The sequence below is a fragment of the Pseudomonas sp. p1(2021b) genome, assembly GCF_020151015.1.
GTDB lineage: Bacteria > Pseudomonadota > Gammaproteobacteria > Pseudomonadales > Pseudomonadaceae > Aquipseudomonas > Aquipseudomonas putida_K.
In genome coordinates, this window is sequence record NZ_CP083746.1 from 751475 (window position 1) to 768380 (window position 16906).

The window sequence follows — 16906 nt, forward strand, 5'->3', positions numbered from 1 at the left end:
GGGCAGGGGTGACAAAAGGTGTCGGTTCGGCTCTACTGCGCGCCTGTCTGTCCTAGGTGTCCGAGATTGGATCCAAGGCATAGCCGTATCAACAAGGAAAAGCGTTCATGAAAGGGCAACGGGGCATCACCCTGATCGAGCTGATGATTGTCGTGGCGATCATCGGCATCGTGGCGACCATCGCCATTCCCATGTACACCAACCAGCAAGCCCGCGCCAAAGCCAGCGCCGGCCTTGCGGAAATCTCCGCACTCAAGACCGCCATGGAACTGCGCCTGAACGAAGGCAAGGACGTCGCCGACGTCACCGCCCTCGGCGGCCAGCCCACCACCGCCCACTGCGCCATCACCGCGCGTGGTACCGCAGCCGACGGCACCGCGGCAATCACCTGTACCCTCGCCGATGCACCGGCCAACGTACTCGGCAAGACCCTGACCTTGACCCGCACCACCACCGGCTGGCGCTGCACCACCACGGTGGAAGAAGACCTCGCGCCGAACGGCTGCAAGGGCGCCTGAGGCTGGCGCCAGGGGAGGAGGAATAAGCGAGGGGAAACAGGGGTTTGCGTAACGCCCGCGGCAGTGGTAGCGTTGCGCTCACGCCGGTGTAGCTCAGTCGGTAGAGCAGCGCACTCGTAACGCGAAGGTCGCAGGTTCGATTCCTGTCTCCGGCACCATCCAGCTGTTCCGATACGTCTCTCCTTGTACACGGAACTCCCTGAAAAGCCCGCCAAGTGCGGGCTTTCTTGTTTCTGCCTGTCTCGTTCTATCTCTAGGCATATACCGATTTTAGGTATACGTTAGGGTATACGCCGGTTCGACGAGAAAACGTATACCTATGGCACGCACCGTTACGCCCCTGTCAGACCCCAAATGCGAGGCTGCTAAACCACGGGACAAGGACTACACCCTATTCGATGGCCAAGGCCTGTTCCTGCTGGTCAAGAAGAATGGCAGCAAGATTTGGCGCATGAAGTTCAAGCGACCGGATGGCAGGGAGGGGCTGGCCACCTTCGGTAGCTACCCCGCGTTGTCTCTCAAGGCTGCCCGAGAAAGGCGGGCCGAAGCGCTGGAGCTGCTGGCGCATGGCAAAGACCCGATTGAGAACGCCAAACAGGAGAAATTCGAGGCAGCGAATGCCAGGGCCAATACCTTCGGCGTGCTGGCCAAGGACTGGCACGACGCCTGCTCTAAAAAATGGTCGCCAGGCCATGCCGCGACGGTGTGGCGGCGCATTGAAACGTACCTGCTGCCAACCCTGGGCCAGCGTCCGGTGGCTGAGCTGAAAACGCGCGACCTACTGGCGCCGCTAAAAGCAGTGGAGAAACGTGAAGTTCTGGATACTGCCGGACGGCTACGGCAGTACATGACCGGCATCATGCGCATGGCTGTACAGCATGGTCACATAGACACCAACCCAGCGGTGGACCTACAGGGCGCAACCGCCACACGCAAGACCGTTCACCGGCCTGCGCTGGCGCTGGATCGGCTGCCCGAGCTGATGCAAAGAATCGACAGCGACACCGGCCGGCCGCTGACCCGGCTGGCCACCCAGCTCACCCTGCTGGTCTTCATCCGGTCCAGTGAGCTGCGGTTTGCTCGCTGGCCAGAGATCGACACCGGCCGTTCCATGTGGGAGATCCCCGGCGAGCGCCAGCAGATCGAGGGCGTGAAGAACTCGCATCGCGGCTCCAAGATGAGCACACCCCACTTGGTGCCTCTGAGTCGCCAGGCTCTGGCCACGCTCGAGCAGGTGCGCCAGCTCACCGGGCGCTTTGACCTGGTATTCGCGGGTGACAGCAACCACTGGAAGCCCATGAGCGAGAACACGGTGAACAAGGCGCTTCGGCGCATGGGCTACGACACCAAGACTGAGGTGTGCGGCCACGGGTTCAGGGCTATGGCTTGTTCCGCGCTGGTCGAGTCGGGTCTGTGGAGCAAGGACGCGGTAGAGCGCCAGATGAGCCACCAAGAACGCAACAGCGTGCGAGCGGCGTACATCCACAAAGCCGAGTACATCGAGGAGCGCCGGCTGATGGTTCAGTGGTGGGCGGATTACCTCGATGCGAACCGCGAGAAGCACGTTACCCCATACGACTATGCGCATCGTGCTGAGCAGAATGGCAATGTAGTGTCGATCAAGAGGGCCTGATGCGGGCCTTCCATTGTTCGCGTAGACAGATATAGACTGAATGCCATTACTGTTCGGATAGCCAGTATTCGAGCAGGCAACGGTTTTCGGCTGGCCTAGCTCGACGGAGCGAAAAGCGGACTTCCCATCCGCCTGACCAGCCGATCTATTCGAGATTGGGAGCGCCTGGGAGGGCGTATGTCAGACAAGATATATCCGCTGCTCAACTGGCTGGATATGAGCCAGGCTATTGATTGGTTGCAAGGGCTAACAGAGTCGCCCGTCACACAACATGATCTAATCAGCTTGTGCGCTGCCAAACAATGTTCCGTCTACATCAAGCTCAATCGCCACCTCAGTGGTACTGATGAAGAAACATGGTTTCAAACCGTTTCGGGCTATGGCATCCAAGAAGTAAGAACGCCGTCAGGCCTTCATGAATGCGGCAGGATGGCAGATAGCCATCTAGTGCTTTTTGGTGAAGCAACATGGACCGATGACAAAGGTGTTTTTTACAGAGAGAAGATCGAGTGGGCAGCTTCGGTTGTAATGATTGACGTGTTCCCGATCTTCAAACCGGCTGATATTCAGGCATTGGCGCACAAGATGAATGGAGCAGCCAATCAGCCCACCTCCGAAGACATGGACGAACTGCGCGAGCAGCTGAAAAAGGCCACCGAGGCCAAAGAGAACGCTTGGTATCTGACAGACAAGTACAAGGCGGAGCTGGAAACGTTGCGCGAAACAGCCGAGCAAGACCGATCATCTCGGGAAGCGGCATGGCTTCGAGCAGAGCAAGCTGAAAAGCTGGCCGAAGAACTCGCAGACCGGTTTGACCGAATGGAGGCGAAGGCCGACTTCTACCAAGATGCTTTGGAATCAAGCAAGGCCTCGGTGGCTGAATTGAATGGCGCTGTGGAGCATGAGCAACTAGCGCGAAAGTATGCAGAGAGCCTGGCTATGGAGCTACGCGACGAGCTGGAAGATGAGCACAATGCTCGACTGGCTGAGAGAATGGAGCGGGCGGAAAGCTGCCGTTGCGCGTGCGCGCAAGACAACGAAGATTCGCCGCTGTCAGCGGGGATCACTTTCCCCTATGCGACAAAGGAGCTGGAAGCAATGTGCGCTGCCGCCTTGAAGCATTGGGCGAACTACACGCCGGACAAGCGCCAGCCGACCCAGAAGAAAATCGGCATCGAGCTAGGGGAGCTATTGGGGCTGGAGCGGCAAGCCAATGGTGAACCGGCACGTAAGGCCATTGTGCTGGCCACTGCCATCAGGCCGAACCTGCAAGCGGACACCTGACAGGTCGAGGTGACAGTATGACCTGACACTATGTCACCCCTATCTGACACATAGCCTGGAGTCTCAATCTGATCCCGCCACCATCTACAACGGGATACAGACATGAGCAAGATCAGCCCAATCCAGGCCACCAGTGCTCCGCAGTTCGACCCTGCCAACACCATCATCCGATTTCCCGAGGTCGAGGCCATCACCGGCTTGGCCCGCGCCACCGTCTACAAGCGCCTCAAGGATGATCCGACCTTTCCCAAGCCGGTATCGCTGAGCAACAGCAAGTCGCGTGGCTCGCCCGTGGGATTCGTTTTGGCTGAGATTCAGACCTGGGTTCGCCAGCGCATCGCATTGCGCGAGGTGGCGTAAATGAAAAAGGCCACGATCCCCGAAGAGAAACGCAGCCAGTCGCAAGGCGATATTACCACCAGCGCCAGCCCCGCCCAACTGCTGGAAACTGCCCCAACCAAGATCGCCCGCGTCCTGGTGTACGTCCGCCACTTCGGCACCCTCAACCGGTTCGAGGCGCCGCGCTGGGTAGGTGATACCTGCCTGAACTCGACCATTCCCGTGCTTGAGAGCAGTTACGGCCTGGTGTTCGAGCACATCCCCGAGAAGTCGCCCAACAACTGGGGCGCCCCCTGCGACTGTACCCGTTACCGCCTGCTGGAAAGCTCGCATGAGCACGCGGACAAGGTGCTGGCGCTGATGTTCAACCGTGCGGCAAAACGCCAGAAGGTGGCCGCATGAGCGCTCGTATCGTTCCACTCGACTACGAAGGCCAGGCCGTGCGGTTCAACGGTGACGGCTGGCTTCATGCAACCGAGATTGCTGACCGTTTCGGCAAGCGGCCAAACGATTGGCTTAGCCTCCCCTCGACCTTCGAATACCTGGAAGCACTCAACCGTCGCACCGTTACCGGATCATCTGGTAACGCCTGGTCGATGACCAAGCGCGGCGGTAAAAACCAAGGCACCTGGCTTCACCCGAAATTGGCCGTGGCTTTTGCCCGGTGGCTTTCGGTGGACTTCGCTGTTTGGTGCGATGAGCAGGTAGACGCCCTGCTACGCGGTGACATGAAGTCCTGGGCCAGCGCCCGGCGTGAGGCCGCCATCGGTCACAAGGCCGTGTGTGACGCCATCGCGCTCAACTGCGAGGCCCAAGGCAAGACTCCTCAGAAACACCACTTCATCAACGAGTCGCGGCTCATCAATCAGGTTATCACCGGCTCGTTTGCAGGCCGGGACCGTGACCAGTTAAACGCTGCCGAGCTTGAGATTGTCACCCTTGCCGAGCTGCGCGATTCGGGGCTGATCTGCGCGGGTATGACCTATGCCGAGCGCAAGACCAACCTGCTGGCCTACGTCCGTAAATTGCAGGACAAGCACCAGCGGAGGATTGCCGCATGAATTCCGCGATCCGCGAAGCAGAGCCATTGTCCAATCTGAAACAGGGGGTTGCATCCACTTCCACCCGCATGTATTGTCGGCCCGTCGCTGCAAATTCAGCGACCGGGTTTGGCGACCCGAGCAACTTGGCGCACAAGCGCCCCATCACGACTGTAGGCGTTTTTTTGTGCCCGCAGTTCCGTGTTATGGCGGCTGTGCGTGGGAGACCTTCGGGTCTGCCGGGTTCCAAGTTCCCGGTTCGCCAACCTGCGCACAGCTGCCACCATTCGTTTGGCGACGATTCGTGGCAGCTCCATACCAAACTTGGAGTTGTACCCGTGCAAGACGCTATCGCTGTATCCGTAATCCGTATCCGCGCCGCTGCCCACCGTGCTATGGCCATCGCCGCACTCCATGCCGACAGCTCGCTGAGCGTTCGCCTCAAGCGCTACAACGCCGCTATGGCGAAAGCCCGCGCCCTGGAAGCGCAAGGTGGTGCCCAATGAACCACTTCCCAAGCGTTGCGCCCCTTGAAGGCGAGGTGCTGTCTGAGGCGGTGCTCGACGCCCGCGCCATGTGCTCGATGAACTTTGCCAGGGATGAATTCAACAAGCTTTACGAGCTGCTCTACCCCATGTGTTCGAGCCATACGGAAGGGCCGATGTGCGACATTGCACGGCACCTGGAGCAGGTCCGAATTTTCAGCCGTAATTTCTGCTGGGCTCATCGCCACCTGGGAGCCTCGTATGGCGTTGTAGGCGAGCGTGCCGGAATGGATGATGAGGTGATCGTATGACCTCCATCATCCACATGGCTGACGACACCCAAGACGACCTGCGCGACGTACAAGGCGTGCTAGTTCTGCTGAGCATGGCGCTCGCTGTGATCGCCTCACCGGCTACGCCAATCATCGTCGCCCGCGTCACCGCCGTAATGGCGCAGCACACCGCCATTGCCTGGGCTGAGATGCTGGACGGCGTGATTGCTGAGCAAGGGGGTGAGCTGTGAGCGCCGCTAACGATTGCCTAGTCCGGCTTGATCCTGCTCAACGTGAAGCCATTGCGGCTTTGCTCGACGCAGAACGGAAACACGTATCGAGCTGGTGGGCGTGCCTCAACGAATTGCGCCTTCACAAGGAATTGCCGGAATGGGCCAGTTCCGGGCCATTCGGTAAGCACGCTGATTACGACGCCTGGGCGGAGGATCGAAAGGCACTGAATCGAGCCTTGTTCGGTCGGGACCTCATCCAGGGCCAACAGCCCGCGCCTATCGACTTCGACGGGGAGTAACCCATGGAAAATCAAAACAGTGCGCAAGCGCTGACGGGATCGGCTTGCCCGAAGAAAGCCACCGAGCTGTTTTACGTGAGCCATCCGAAGGCCGAGCGGGCCTTGCTGGGGCCGTTCTTGAGCCAGGCCGATGCCGAGTGTGGGCGTGTAGTTTTGCGTAGTGCTGAGGCCGTAGTGACGGCCTGCCTCGTCGAATCGCTGGACGATCTGACCTACTGGCACGCGGTGAACAATGGCCATGTCTGCCGGGCCTTCGCTGGTGCTGATCGCCAAGGGGGTGGCCATGAGTAAGGTCACGCCCATTCGTCGCAAGGGTGCCGGTGGCCCACCGACCGCTGGTGCCTACATCGACAGCGCCAGCTATGCCCTGCTGGTGGAAACCCTGGTGGGCTTCCTCGAACTGCGCATTGCCGAGGGTGACGCTGGTCGTCACTGCCCTGAGCTGGAGCGCCTGACCAACCAACTGGACCGGCTGGCCAAGCGCTTCACGCCGCCGCTGGGGGCCGCATGACCGACGCGACGATCCTTTTCCATGACGTGCTCCAGTCGGCCTATGGGCCGCTCGACTGGCTGCCCTTGGACGATGGCGACATTCACCGCTTCCACGTCCCCGGCGACAAGCCCGGCACGCTCAATGGCTGGTACTGCCTATTTTCCGATGGCATCGCCTCGGGTGCGTTCGGGAGCTGGAAGACGGGCGGCACCAGCACCTGGTGTAGCCGTGAGCCGGTAGACGCCCGCGAATCTGAGCAGGTGCGCCAGCGCATCGAGCAGGCCCGGCGCCAGCGCGAAGCCGAACGGCAACGGCGCCAGCTCAAAGCGGCTGGCCAGGCTCAACGCTGGTGGCGTGACGCTCGCCGTGCTGACCCGGCCCACCCTTACCTGGCCGCCAAGGGCATTCGTGCCCACGGCCTGCGCCAGCGTGGTGACGATCTGCTGGTGCCGCTGTATGCCGGGAGCGTGCTGGTCAACCTGCAACGGATCGCCCCGGACGGTGACAAGCGCTTTCTGTATGGCGGGCGGATCAATGGCGTCTACTCGCCGCTGGGGCGCATCACGCCGGGCAAGCCACTGTGCATTTGTGAGGGGTGGGCCACGGGCGCCACGCTTCACGAGAGCGGCTATACCGTCGCCTGCGCGATGAATGCCGGAAACCTGAAACCGGTGGCGCTGGCGCTACGGGCCGACTACCCCGACACCGAAATCATCGTCGCGGGTGATGACGACCGCCAGACCGAAGCCGAAGGCAAGGGCAATCCGGGGCGTACCGCTGCCCATGACGCCGCTGTCGCGTGTGGTGGCCTTGTGACCTTCCCCGAGTGGCCCGCCGATGCGCCGCTGACCCTTTCCGACTTCAACGACCTAGCCGCCTGGAGGTGCCACCATGCGCCCGCCTGAAACCAACGTCATCAATCTGCGCCCCGAGGCGCCCAGGGTTGAGCCTGACCGCCCGTGCTGGGGTGTGTATGAGCACTGGGTAACGAATGAGAAGGGCCGCAGGCTCAAGCCCGGCGTGTACTGGCACGGCTTCAAGCGCAGCGCTGGCGACGATGACAGCGACGACGACAAGGCCGACCGCCCGATCACTGACGAATGGATCGCCACCCCCGTGACCGTGGCCGCTCGCACCACCAACAGCGACGATGGCAGCGAAGGCCGGTATCTGCGCCTGCTCACCGACAGCGGCCCCAAGGACTGGATTATCCCCATGGAGGTGTTCGGCGGGAGTGGTGAAGACGCCAGGCGGACGCTGTTCGGGATGGGCGTCATCATCGCCTTGAAGAAGCGCGGCCAGTTCATGGAGTACCTGCTGGACCAGCGCCCCGCCGAAGTGTTCGCCACCACCTGCCGCCCCGGCTGGCATGAGTCGGGCGCGTTTGTGCTGCCTGGCCGCACCATTGGCAGTGACAAGGTGCGGTATCAGGCCAGCGGCAAGGGGCAGAACCTGTTCAGCGTGCGCGGGAGCCTGGACGGCTGGAAGGCCGAAGTTGCGGCCAAGTGCGAGGGCAATCCGGTACTCACCCTTGCCATTGGCTGCGCCCTTGCTGGCCCGTTGCTGAGCCTGGTGGGCGTGCTGGGTGGCGGTGTTCACCTGGTGGGCGACAGCTCCAGCGGCAAGTCACTGGCGCAATTGATCGGCTCATCCGTATGGGGCGACCCCGGCATATTCGCCGCATCGTGGGATATGACCAAGGGCGGTCTGGAAATCGAGGCATCGAGCCGCAACGACACCATGCTGCCCCTGGACGAAATCAAACGGGCTGACCCCAAGCGCGTACAGGAAATGGCCTATTCGCTCGCCAACGGCCAGGGCAAGGGCACCATGACCCGTGACCGGGAGGCACGCGGCAAACTGAGCTGGCGCTTGCTGGCACTCTCCAGCGGTGAGCGTTCCCTGTCTGAACACGCGGCCATCAGCGGCAACGCCGCCCACGCTGGCGCTGAGCTGCGCATGGTGGACGTGAACGCCGGTACGCGTACACACCGCGCCTTCGACGAATTGCACGGCCTGGAGGGAGCCGACTTCCACCGCCAGCTCACCGTGGCTGTGGGAGCGAACCACGGGCACATCGGCCCGGCATTCGTGGAGAAGCTGCTGGCCAGCGACGACCGCCCCGGCCTGCTAGAAGACTTCGCCGGTATCCGCGCCCAGTTTGTTGAAGACAACGCCCAAGCCGGACGGGTGGCGGATCGCTTCGCAGTGATCGCGCTGGCGGGGGAAATGGCCATCGCCTATGACTTGCTGCCCTGGACGCCGGGTAGCGCTCTGGCCGATTGCCAGTTGCTGTATGGCGAATGGCTGAGCCGGGTGGGCGGTGGCAATGCCGAGGATCGCCAGATACTGGCGGGCATCCTCGATTTCATCGACAAGCACGGCAGTAGCCGGTTTTCGGACGTGAATGACCAGACGCCTGACGCCAAGGTGTTCAACCGGGCCGGGTACTGGAAAGTCTCAGGCGGCAAGCAACTGTACCTGTTCAACAAGTCGGCATTGATCGAGGCAGCGCATGGGTACGGGCTGAGCCGCATCGTGAAAGCGCTGGATGGCGCCAGCGCGATTGCTGAGCGTGGAGCGGATCGGAAGCGGCACGCCAAGAAGTACCGCGTACCGGGTGGCGGTTCACCTTGGCTGTATGTGATCGACCCCGAAGCCCTGGACAGTGAAGGTGGTGCTGTATGACCACCAACGCCACTAGCCGAGATTGCCCATATTCACAGGAACCTAGATTCGGTGGGAACAGTGGGAACAGTGGGAACAGCCTTGAAATCCGGGGCTTCCAGCCGTTCCCACCTAATAAAAAGAGTGGGAACAAGTGGGAACACACAATCGCTTTCCAATATAAGGGCGCGGCCAGTCTGCCTTGTTTGGTTATCACAGTTCCCACTAAAAACGGGGTGGGAACAAACTGGGAACAGAAAAACACCCCTGGAGGCCTCGAATTTACTGGGGCGTTCCCACTGTTCCCACTGTTCCCACACTTTTTGAATTCACAGGAACATTTGATTAGCAGCTATCAGGGCATGGTGACGCCATGAGCCTCCTTTCCGACCTGCTCAATCACATGCCGCCGAACGGTGCTGGCGCTGGCAAACCATCCATGGCGAAACGCATCCCGGATCGCCCTCGCCTGGTGCTGGTCGAGCCTGCGCCATTGCCGCCCAGCCCGTACACCAACGCTGCCAATGCCACCCCTGAATGGCGCCAGGCCCGCGACCAGTACATCAGCCATGTAATGACCTGCCGGGGCTGCTATGCGCCTGGTGGCCGCTATTGCCCGATTGGTGCCGAGCTGCGCACCACCTACGACAACACGCCCATGGAGGCCAACCCATGACGCCCACTCCGACCATGCGCCTGTGCGATATCGCCTCAAAGCCCGGTATCAGCGCCAGCACGCAACTCATCACCACCCGGCGCATCTGCCGCAACATCAGCCGCAACCTCGATACGGTCCACTCTGAGCGACGTGCCATGCGCCGCCAGGCGGGCAAGCTGAAAGCGTTCTTGCCGTTCACCCGCCAGGCCATTGCCGATCTGGAGCAACAGGCACAGGCGCACCGAGAGGATGAGCGCAGCAAGGCTGTGGCCGCGCTGGCCGGATTCGGCCAATCACTGCTGTTCGACCATAACGGGTTGGCTGCTGCTCTGGGGTTCGAGCGCATGTGCGATCTGCTGAGCGTGAACACCGTTGAGCGCGAGCAGGCCAGGCGGGAGGGCGTCACTAGCCTGGAAGACCTGGTGTTCGCTCATGCGCTGGAGGACAGCGCAGAACGCCGGGGGCAAGAGTGGAATGACGCGCCGCTGTTCAACGCCTGCCATGCGGCGATGGCGGACTTCATCAGGGATTGCCCCGATGGAGTGTTGCCTGACCCGTTCGCCCCTGGGGCGCCACTCGGGCCGAAGCTGCCACCGAAACTGAGGGTGGTGTAAGCCATGGTCATGCTGAAACAGGCTGATTCAGCCGAAAAAATGAGACACCGGGTTTCAGATGAGCAGCGCCAGCAGGTACTGGACCTGCGCCGCCGTCACTCGCTGCGTGAGGTGGCCGAGATTACCGGCCTGCCACTGGGGACGGTGAAGACCCTGGTTTCACGCTCAGGGGCGTTCCGCGACAACGAGCAGCATCGCGCCATGTTCACCCTGCCGCCGATCAGCGCCAGCACCGAGACCCTGCCGAGCGTGCCTGAGCTGCCGCCGCAGAAGGTGGTCACCGGGGATAAGGAGGTGGATGCGGTGCTGTGGCTGCGCTCGATCATCAGCACCGGTCAGGTCGCCCTGATTGAGCGGGCCATGGAGGGCGCCAAGAAGATCAGGACGCCGCTCGATGTGCTGGAGAAGCGGTACCGGGATTACCTGGTGGCCACCAACCCCGGCCACCCATTCGCCGCCATGTCGTCGTTCGGCTTCGCTGACCTGGAGGCGCTGGCCACTCGGGCCATTGAGCAGCACCGGCTGAGGCTGGAAGGTGCCGCTCGCTTCGGTGATGCCCTGCTGGCCGACACCGAGGCGGAATCGTTCTGTATCGAGGCGCTGAGGGGCCTGGAGCAAAGCGGCCCCCTGCTCGACTTCGACAAGGGCCAGGTAGCCGCCCGGTTCAACGCCCACCCTGAGCTGCTGCCGCACACCCTGGCGGATTGCCTGTACGAGCTGGGGTATTGGGATCAGCTTTACCGCCTTCGCAACGCCGCAGACCGTGACGCCAGCGACGGACCGCCCGAAGCCACGGCGCGGGATTGGTTTGTGTTCGGCCTGCTGGCGCAGATACGACCCCGTGACAAGGCCGAAGCGCTGGCGGTGTTCCGCTACCTGGTCGCCAGCCAACGCGACGACATGGCGGAGTCAGAGGCAATTCTTTGCAACTTGATCGGTTGACCAGCCCGATCAATCGCACCACTGGGCAGTTGCCCACAACAAGCGCCAGCGGCGCATCAAGGAGTTTACTCATGGCAGCTACAGCAGCTCACTACACCCCAAGGACCAAAATCCGCTTACTTGGCTTCCTTCGGAAAAAATACTTCAAGGAGCAGAGTTTTCTGCTGGACCGGGGCGACACAAGGGAGGCGGTAAAAGCAATCGATGTGAACTATCCGGGCTTCGCCCAAGACGTGGCCGATGCTGAAAGTCGAGGGCTGCGGTTCGCGATTTTCAAAAATGGCAAAAACATCGGACAGGATGAACTAGACCTGGGTGGCGCTCGGGAGCTTTGGTTCGTGCCAGTGATCCAGGGCAGCAAGCGGGCAGGAGTTCTGCAAACCATCATCGGGGTAGCGCTGATCGTCGCGTCGTTTTTTGTCGCGCCAGGGTCTCAGCCGGCCTTCCTTGCCGCAGGTATTGGATCAACAGCGGGTGGCGTAATCCAAATGCTTAGCCCGCAGGCTGGTGGCCTCTCTCAGAGCGGAGCACCGGAAAACCTTCCTAGTTACGCGTTCGGCAGCGCCAAGAATACTGTGGCGAGTGGAAACCCCGTGCCAATCTGCATCGGCCATCGACGTTGGGGCGGAGCGATCATTTCTGCCTCAATCGTTGCGGAGGACAAGGTATGAACGTACCTGAAAGGATCAGCCTCACAATCAAAGCTATCGCTCAAAAAGATTACGTCCAGGTCCGACAGTTGATAGACAGCTGCCCCACAGAGCATGTGGAAGTCACAAGCCTGGAGTTCCTCAATACGACGAGAATGCTATGTCGTGTGGCTCAGCTATTCGAGTGCGAGATGCGCGGCCTAGCATTGAACTTCACTAGTTCAGCTACGGATGGCGCCGCTAAGCTGGAGTGTCTCGATCAGATCGCCGCAGCGAACCAAGCTTTTGCAGATTTCTGCAACGACCATGGCGTGGATACGCAAGATCTGATTAGCACCGTGGGTGGTCATCATCCCGCGGTCGTCTATCTGACAGGGTTGTCTCCAACGGCCAAGGGCGGCCTTGTGGAGTACTGGCGGCATTCGTTCGCTGTTGCGGCTGGCGCAGAGATGCTCGGAGAGCGTAGCCACTGATTGGGCTTTAGTCGGTCGCATGTTAGCTTTTCCGTTTCCTGAGTAACGGATGACTGAACCATGCGCTCTACCGGCCTAGCCATAATCGCAACTCTTGCCCTCAGTGTCGCGGGCTGCTACTCACCCGGTGAACTGATCCAGAAGGGCCCGACCTATTCTGCTCAGACAGCCAAGCAGCCCAAGGCATACGCTCTGTGCGTCTTCCCTCAGTGGCAGGAGAGTCGCCCAGGGGCTACGTTGACTGAAACCGAAAGCGGTTACCGCCTGCTCAGTGGTGACGATATGGGCACCAACGAGATTTTGCAGATCACCAAATCGGCCAGTGGCAGCGATGTTAAGTTCTATCAGCGCTGGTACATGGATTTTGGGGCTGGCAGGGCGAAGGCGCTGGAATCGACAAAGAACTGCCTGTGACTGTTGCCGCGCCACGAAATGCGATCTCACGAAATCGTGGCGCGAGACAGACCAAACCGTCTCACTGGGACCATATCGTCTGTCTCGCCGACCTGGCGCGCGCCAGGCAGTTGCCTGTTATATTGCCCGCTGGCAATTGGCCGCACACCCTGCTCTGAACAAGGAACGTGAAATTGAAAGCACCTGCCATTTTGCTGCTCGCGCTTGCGTTGAGCGGTTGCGCAACTGGTCAACGGCCATCAGTCGAGTGGATTACAGTCCGTGACACCGACCAGTTCACCGACAAATCTACCTGTGGCGTTACCGTGGGCAGCTTCTACACCGGCGGAGGCGTGTATACCGTTTCCAACCACTACTACCCATACATCGAATCGGCGAATGGAGAGTTGCGAGTAGGAATTCGGAGCGGTGGACGCTTCAAGATTCCAGTAGGGGATGTGCAAATCAGGATCGACCAAAATCCAGCTTGGACCATCGCAACAGGTGAAACGCCAGTCGACTATGTTCCCGAGGGGCAGTTGAAAGCCATGCAGGCCTATGGTGGGGACGCGAAGCAGCAAGAAATGCTGGAGAAGACCTACAAGACTGCCTTGCAGGCTTCGGCTCAAGCTATGTCACCCTTCACTGCCGCCACCGGGGAGAAGGCCCAGCAGATCCTGTCGCAGATGAAGACCGGGAAAGTGCTGATCTATCGGACACTGGGCCTGAACCAGGCTGCCAGCACCACCGGTGAATACGCCCTCGACCAGTCGCTCAACAAGGCGCTAGCTGAATGCGGTATCAAATGAAGGATTGATCGTTAGCCAGTCGCATCGAGGACTGGCCAGCCCCGTCAGGCACTAACATTTGCTAACAGGGCAGGCGCTCGGATGGCGGCGCCGGGCCGTTCTGATGTCAACATTTGTCAACGTCTGGCCGGGGCGCTGGCGCGGAACCGATCACTCGGTATCCACCCTGGTATCCACGAAATAGCAGCTCCAGCAGGCAGTGCCCTGGCCTGGTTCGCGCAGCGCTTCACGCTCGATCGTCACGCAGTCGGAGTGCGCAACCCTGCGACGGTGCGCAGCCAGGTACGCACTGTTAGTACGCATTCTGGCGCTGGCGCTGCGCCAGTTCGCACCGGTGGTTCGCACACAGGTTCGCAACCCCCATAGCGCGAACCTTCCGTGCGAACCTGGGCGACCTGCCTGTTATCAAAAGTTATGGTTTCCAGGTGGAGGTTTCCACTGTGGTTTCCACGGTATTGCGGCTTCCGGTGACCACCATGCCGCAGTGAATGACCACATGAAAACCACAATGCTCGCTGCCCAGCGCCAGCCGATCCGATCTCAGGTTTTCTCAGGTTCCACCGTGTAGGAGACGACACACTGTGTTGGAATCAACACGGCAGGCTGGCCGCTTAGATTTACCGGGCCTTTACCGAATGTGAGACAGGCATGAGACGGAACCCGCACCGGGTGGGCGTTAGAGGCCCGGCCTATGCGGGAGGTCGTCAAAGTCGAGGCTCTGGCCGTCTCATACCCCTGACAGACCCCTGACGGATTTTGGACCGCTTTGGACGGATCGGCGCAGGCTTTGCGTGGTGGTGCTGGCGCTATGGCGCGTAATGGCCGGGCTGCCAGGCTGGTGGTGGTCTGCTCAGGCCATACGCTCCTCCAGAATCGCCGGAGGGAACTAGACCGGCACTAGACGGCAATAGACGGTGGCCTGTGGCCCCATTCGCTGGCTCACCTGCCGGGCCTGGCCTGGGCCAATGCGTGATGGGCTGGCGCGGACAGTCCCGTCTAATGCCGAAGCCCGAATTCTGGACAGGCTCTGGACGGATCAGCGCCAGCACCAGCAGGTGGAATGCCGTAGGAGCGGTGAATTTCCTGATGCGCGGGAGGCTGTCCACCATCGACCGGCGTCTACTCGTCCAGAATGGCCAGGGGCGGCGAAATTCTTGACAGGCCTTGACGGAATCCTTGACAGGGCCTTGACGGATTCAGCCGCTGGCGCTTGAGCAGGATTGGCTGTAAGCCTTGCTGTGCAAGGTCTGGCGCTGTATCCGATTGACCTGTGGGAGCGGAAACCGTCAAGAATTTCCAAGTGTGCCCGTCAAGAGAAATCGGGCGGTTCAGAACCTGACAAAACCTGACATGCCGGGCCTGTGAAGGGGGCGACCAAAGTGATGTACCCCTGATATCAGCCTGGGGCAAACCAGCGGCCAAGGATGCGGAAAACCAGCAGGCTTGCATGGGGAAACCCCGCAGGCAAATCAGGGAAACCCTGAGCGCCGAAATTACCAATTCCGGCAGTCTCGACTGATATTGGTAGGCTCGTGGCACCATGGCGGGTAACGCCAGCAGCGTTACCTACATATACGGATGACATGCGCGAAAATTTAAAACCCTGACAGCAGGCCGTGACAGGTGGCCGGTAGCCGTGGGCAAACTACCCGGATGCTGGGTAGTTATCAGATAATCAGGCGCCACCATATCGAGGGCCGCACCATGTCCGTTATCGACTGCGACTACCTACCCGACCCGGAGCCGATCACCTTCCCGCCTGAGCTGGCGCTACTGATCGTAAGAAAGGCCGCCGCCATGGCCGAGGCATTCGAGAGCAAGGCGCTCGACCAGATGACCATGGACGCCAGCCGGGCGCTTCGCAATGGAATGGAACCGCGCAGGATCATCAGGCAGATGGGGCTGTAATTACGGGGCTTCCCGTAAATGCATGGGCAAGGGGCTGCTGTCATAGCAACGCCCGGCATCCCGATCTTGGACAACGTGTGCGTCTGGCTGGGTGAACGATCCGTTCACCCGGCAGCCTTGCTATGACCTTGATGCGAACTTGACGTGATTGGTGCCGCCCACTACCCCGGAGCGGGGTGGTGGATGGAGTCGCATACCAAGGGCGGAAGTGGAGGTACTTTTCGTTTTAGGTATATGTTTAGGTATACAGTGGTGGCTTGAGGCTATCTATAAGCCCTATTTTATTGGGCCAAAGGTGCCTGATTCGATTCCTGTCTCCGCACCATACAGGTTGGCCAGTGACAACTTTTGCTATCTGGCGCCAAGAAAGAAACCCGCCTGGTGCATGCACGTTTGGGCAACCTCCCTATTTTCATGACAGCGAGGATTAATCGCATAATCGCTCAGCCGCCTTGCGGTAAACTTGCTCTCGCTCGCGTTTATTCACAGCGACGACAAATACTACGACCTCCCTCTCAATGACCTGATAAACCAGTCGGAAGCCACTGCTACGTAATTTAATCTTGTAGCAGTCCGGCAGACTGTGCAGCCGATTTGCCTCAACCCGAGGGTTGAGCAAAACCGAAGCTAGCTTTTTCTTGAATTGTTGGCGAACGGTGTCGCCTAGTTTTTGCCATTCTTTCAGTGCCCGAGCATCGAATTCGAGGTTATAGGTCATCCAGCGAAACCTTTACCCGTTGAGGGGCGGCGATGCGTTCGCGAACCGTGGCGAGCAGGGCTTCATCCTCTTCAGTCAGGAGTACCGGTTTGAAAGGTAGTTGCCCGCGCTCTGCCACATATTGCAACGCTTGCCGCATCAGCTCAGATGGCGTTACGCCCAATTTTTCGAGCTCGCGATAGGCGCGGATTTTGAGATCGTCGTCGATACGAACATTGATGGACGCCATGATATCGGCCTCTTTGTAATGACATTGGTCTTTACAATGACCTGAAATGGCTTACCGAGCAAGCCGGTACATGATTTTGCCGACGGATGCCGCTTTGATGTGTCTTAAGAGAGGCGATTCGTTCTGCACGCCCCTTTCCTACAAAAGGAAGCGCCATATTGAAGGCGTGCGAGTCTTGCGCTGGACAGTGCACAGGGATAAATTGCCCATGTCGTCGACACATCGGCGACGCGACCTTGGCCGGTCGGA

General features: G+C 60.2%; 23 protein-coding genes and 1 tRNA gene. 22 read left to right on the forward strand and 2 right to left on the reverse strand.

Annotated elements, in window-relative coordinates:
* Positions 1-107 precede the first annotated feature (107 nt).
* The 22 genes from K8374_RS03495 (at position 108) to K8374_RS03600 (ending at position 15710) form a co-directional block, all read left to right on the forward strand.
* A complete protein-coding gene (locus tag K8374_RS03495; RefSeq protein WP_224457936.1) occupies positions 108-518 on the forward strand; it encodes a pilin in 411 nt (136 codons plus the stop codon).
* An 82-nt stretch (positions 519-600) separates the two neighbouring features.
* A tRNA-Thr gene (locus tag K8374_RS03500) sits at positions 601-676 on the forward strand.
* 161 nt (positions 677-837) lie between these two features.
* Positions 838-2151, forward strand: coding sequence for a tyrosine-type recombinase/integrase (locus K8374_RS03505; RefSeq protein WP_224457937.1), 1314 nt, complete (start codon positions 838-840; stop codon positions 2149-2151).
* A gap of 177 nt (positions 2152-2328) precedes the next feature.
* A complete protein-coding gene (locus K8374_RS03510) occupies positions 2329-3435 on the forward strand; it encodes a hypothetical protein (RefSeq protein WP_224457938.1) in 1107 nt (368 codons plus the stop codon).
* Positions 3436-3537: 102 nt separating this feature from the next.
* Positions 3538-3795: a helix-turn-helix transcriptional regulator gene (locus K8374_RS03515; RefSeq protein ID WP_224457939.1), complete on the forward strand. Its 258-nt coding sequence runs from the start codon at positions 3538-3540 to the stop codon at positions 3793-3795.
* The gene (locus K8374_RS03520) at positions 3796-4176 is read left to right on the forward strand and encodes a hypothetical protein (protein ID WP_121757528.1); all 381 of its coding nucleotides are present in this window, start codon (positions 3796-3798) and stop codon (positions 4174-4176) included. It abuts the gene before it with no gap.
* Positions 4173-4835 (forward strand): KilA-N domain-containing protein, encoded by a 663-nt coding sequence (locus tag K8374_RS03525; protein WP_224457940.1) that lies wholly within the window; start codon positions 4173-4175, stop codon positions 4833-4835. Before K8374_RS03520 ends, K8374_RS03525 begins: the two co-directional genes overlap by 4 nt.
* Before the next feature lie 317 nt (positions 4836-5152).
* Positions 5153-5320 (forward strand): hypothetical protein, encoded by a 168-nt coding sequence (locus tag K8374_RS03530; protein WP_224457941.1) that lies wholly within the window; start codon positions 5153-5155, stop codon positions 5318-5320.
* Positions 5317-5610, forward strand: coding sequence for a hypothetical protein (locus K8374_RS03535; RefSeq protein ID WP_224457942.1), 294 nt, complete (start codon positions 5317-5319; stop codon positions 5608-5610). The genes K8374_RS03530 and K8374_RS03535 overlap by 4 nt, the downstream gene beginning before the upstream one ends.
* Entirely contained in the window at positions 5607-5822 is a 216-nt protein-coding gene (locus K8374_RS03540) for a hypothetical protein (RefSeq protein ID WP_224457943.1), read from the forward strand. The genes K8374_RS03535 and K8374_RS03540 overlap by 4 nt, the downstream gene beginning before the upstream one ends.
* Positions 5823-6106: 284 nt before the next feature.
* On the forward strand, positions 6107-6394 hold the full coding sequence (locus tag K8374_RS03545) for a hypothetical protein (protein ID WP_224457944.1): 288 nt from the start codon (positions 6107-6109) through the stop codon (positions 6392-6394).
* Positions 6387-6614 carry a hypothetical protein gene (locus tag K8374_RS03550; protein ID WP_224457945.1) on the forward strand — a complete coding sequence of 76 codons (228 nt, stop codon included), beginning with the start codon at positions 6387-6389 and terminating at the stop codon, positions 6612-6614. The genes K8374_RS03545 and K8374_RS03550 overlap by 8 nt, the downstream gene beginning before the upstream one ends.
* Positions 6611-7501, forward strand: a complete 891-nt coding sequence (locus K8374_RS03555; protein ID WP_224457946.1) for a toprim domain-containing protein — start codon at positions 6611-6613, stop codon at positions 7499-7501. Before K8374_RS03550 ends, K8374_RS03555 begins: the two co-directional genes overlap by 4 nt.
* Positions 7488-9284, forward strand: a complete 1797-nt coding sequence (locus K8374_RS03560; RefSeq protein ID WP_224457947.1) for a DUF927 domain-containing protein — start codon at positions 7488-7490, stop codon at positions 9282-9284. Before K8374_RS03555 ends, K8374_RS03560 begins: the two co-directional genes overlap by 14 nt.
* A gap of 352 nt (positions 9285-9636) precedes the next feature.
* Positions 9637-9939: a hypothetical protein gene (locus tag K8374_RS03565; protein ID WP_224457948.1), complete on the forward strand. Its 303-nt coding sequence runs from the start codon at positions 9637-9639 to the stop codon at positions 9937-9939.
* Positions 9936-10535, forward strand: a complete 600-nt coding sequence (locus tag K8374_RS03570; protein WP_224457949.1) for a hypothetical protein — start codon at positions 9936-9938, stop codon at positions 10533-10535. The genes K8374_RS03565 and K8374_RS03570 overlap by 4 nt, the downstream gene beginning before the upstream one ends.
* Before the next feature lie 39 nt (positions 10536-10574).
* The gene (locus tag K8374_RS03575) at positions 10575-11477 is read left to right on the forward strand and encodes a hypothetical protein (RefSeq protein ID WP_224457950.1); all 903 of its coding nucleotides are present in this window, start codon (positions 10575-10577) and stop codon (positions 11475-11477) included.
* Positions 11478-11548: 71 nt separating this feature from the next.
* The gene (locus K8374_RS03580; protein WP_224457951.1) at positions 11549-12148 is read left to right on the forward strand and encodes a tail assembly protein; all 600 of its coding nucleotides are present in this window, start codon (positions 11549-11551) and stop codon (positions 12146-12148) included.
* Positions 12145-12600, forward strand: coding sequence for a hypothetical protein (locus K8374_RS03585; RefSeq protein ID WP_224457952.1), 456 nt, complete (start codon positions 12145-12147; stop codon positions 12598-12600). The genes K8374_RS03580 and K8374_RS03585 overlap by 4 nt, the downstream gene beginning before the upstream one ends.
* Positions 12601-12837: 237 nt before the next feature.
* The gene (locus tag K8374_RS03590) at positions 12838-13014 is read left to right on the forward strand and encodes a hypothetical protein (protein ID WP_224457953.1); all 177 of its coding nucleotides are present in this window, start codon (positions 12838-12840) and stop codon (positions 13012-13014) included.
* A gap of 167 nt (positions 13015-13181) precedes the next feature.
* The gene (locus K8374_RS03595; RefSeq protein ID WP_224457954.1) at positions 13182-13802 is read left to right on the forward strand and encodes a hypothetical protein; all 621 of its coding nucleotides are present in this window, start codon (positions 13182-13184) and stop codon (positions 13800-13802) included.
* Positions 13803-15506: 1704 nt separating this feature from the next.
* Positions 15507-15710, forward strand: a complete 204-nt coding sequence (locus K8374_RS03600; protein WP_169898427.1) for a hypothetical protein — start codon at positions 15507-15509, stop codon at positions 15708-15710.
* 427 nt (positions 15711-16137) lie between these two features.
* On the opposite strand, the gene K8374_RS03605 is transcribed toward K8374_RS03600, so the two are convergent.
* Both K8374_RS03605 and K8374_RS03610 read right to left on the reverse strand, forming a co-directional pair.
* Positions 16138-16428, reverse strand: coding sequence for a type II toxin-antitoxin system RelE family toxin (locus K8374_RS03605; protein WP_224457955.1), 291 nt, complete (start codon positions 16426-16428; stop codon positions 16138-16140).
* On the reverse strand, positions 16418-16657 hold the full coding sequence (locus K8374_RS03610; RefSeq protein ID WP_224457956.1) for a type II toxin-antitoxin system RelB/DinJ family antitoxin: 240 nt from the start codon (positions 16655-16657) through the stop codon (positions 16418-16420). The genes K8374_RS03605 and K8374_RS03610 overlap by 11 nt, the downstream gene beginning before the upstream one ends.
* Between the last annotated feature and the right edge of the window lie 249 nt (positions 16658-16906).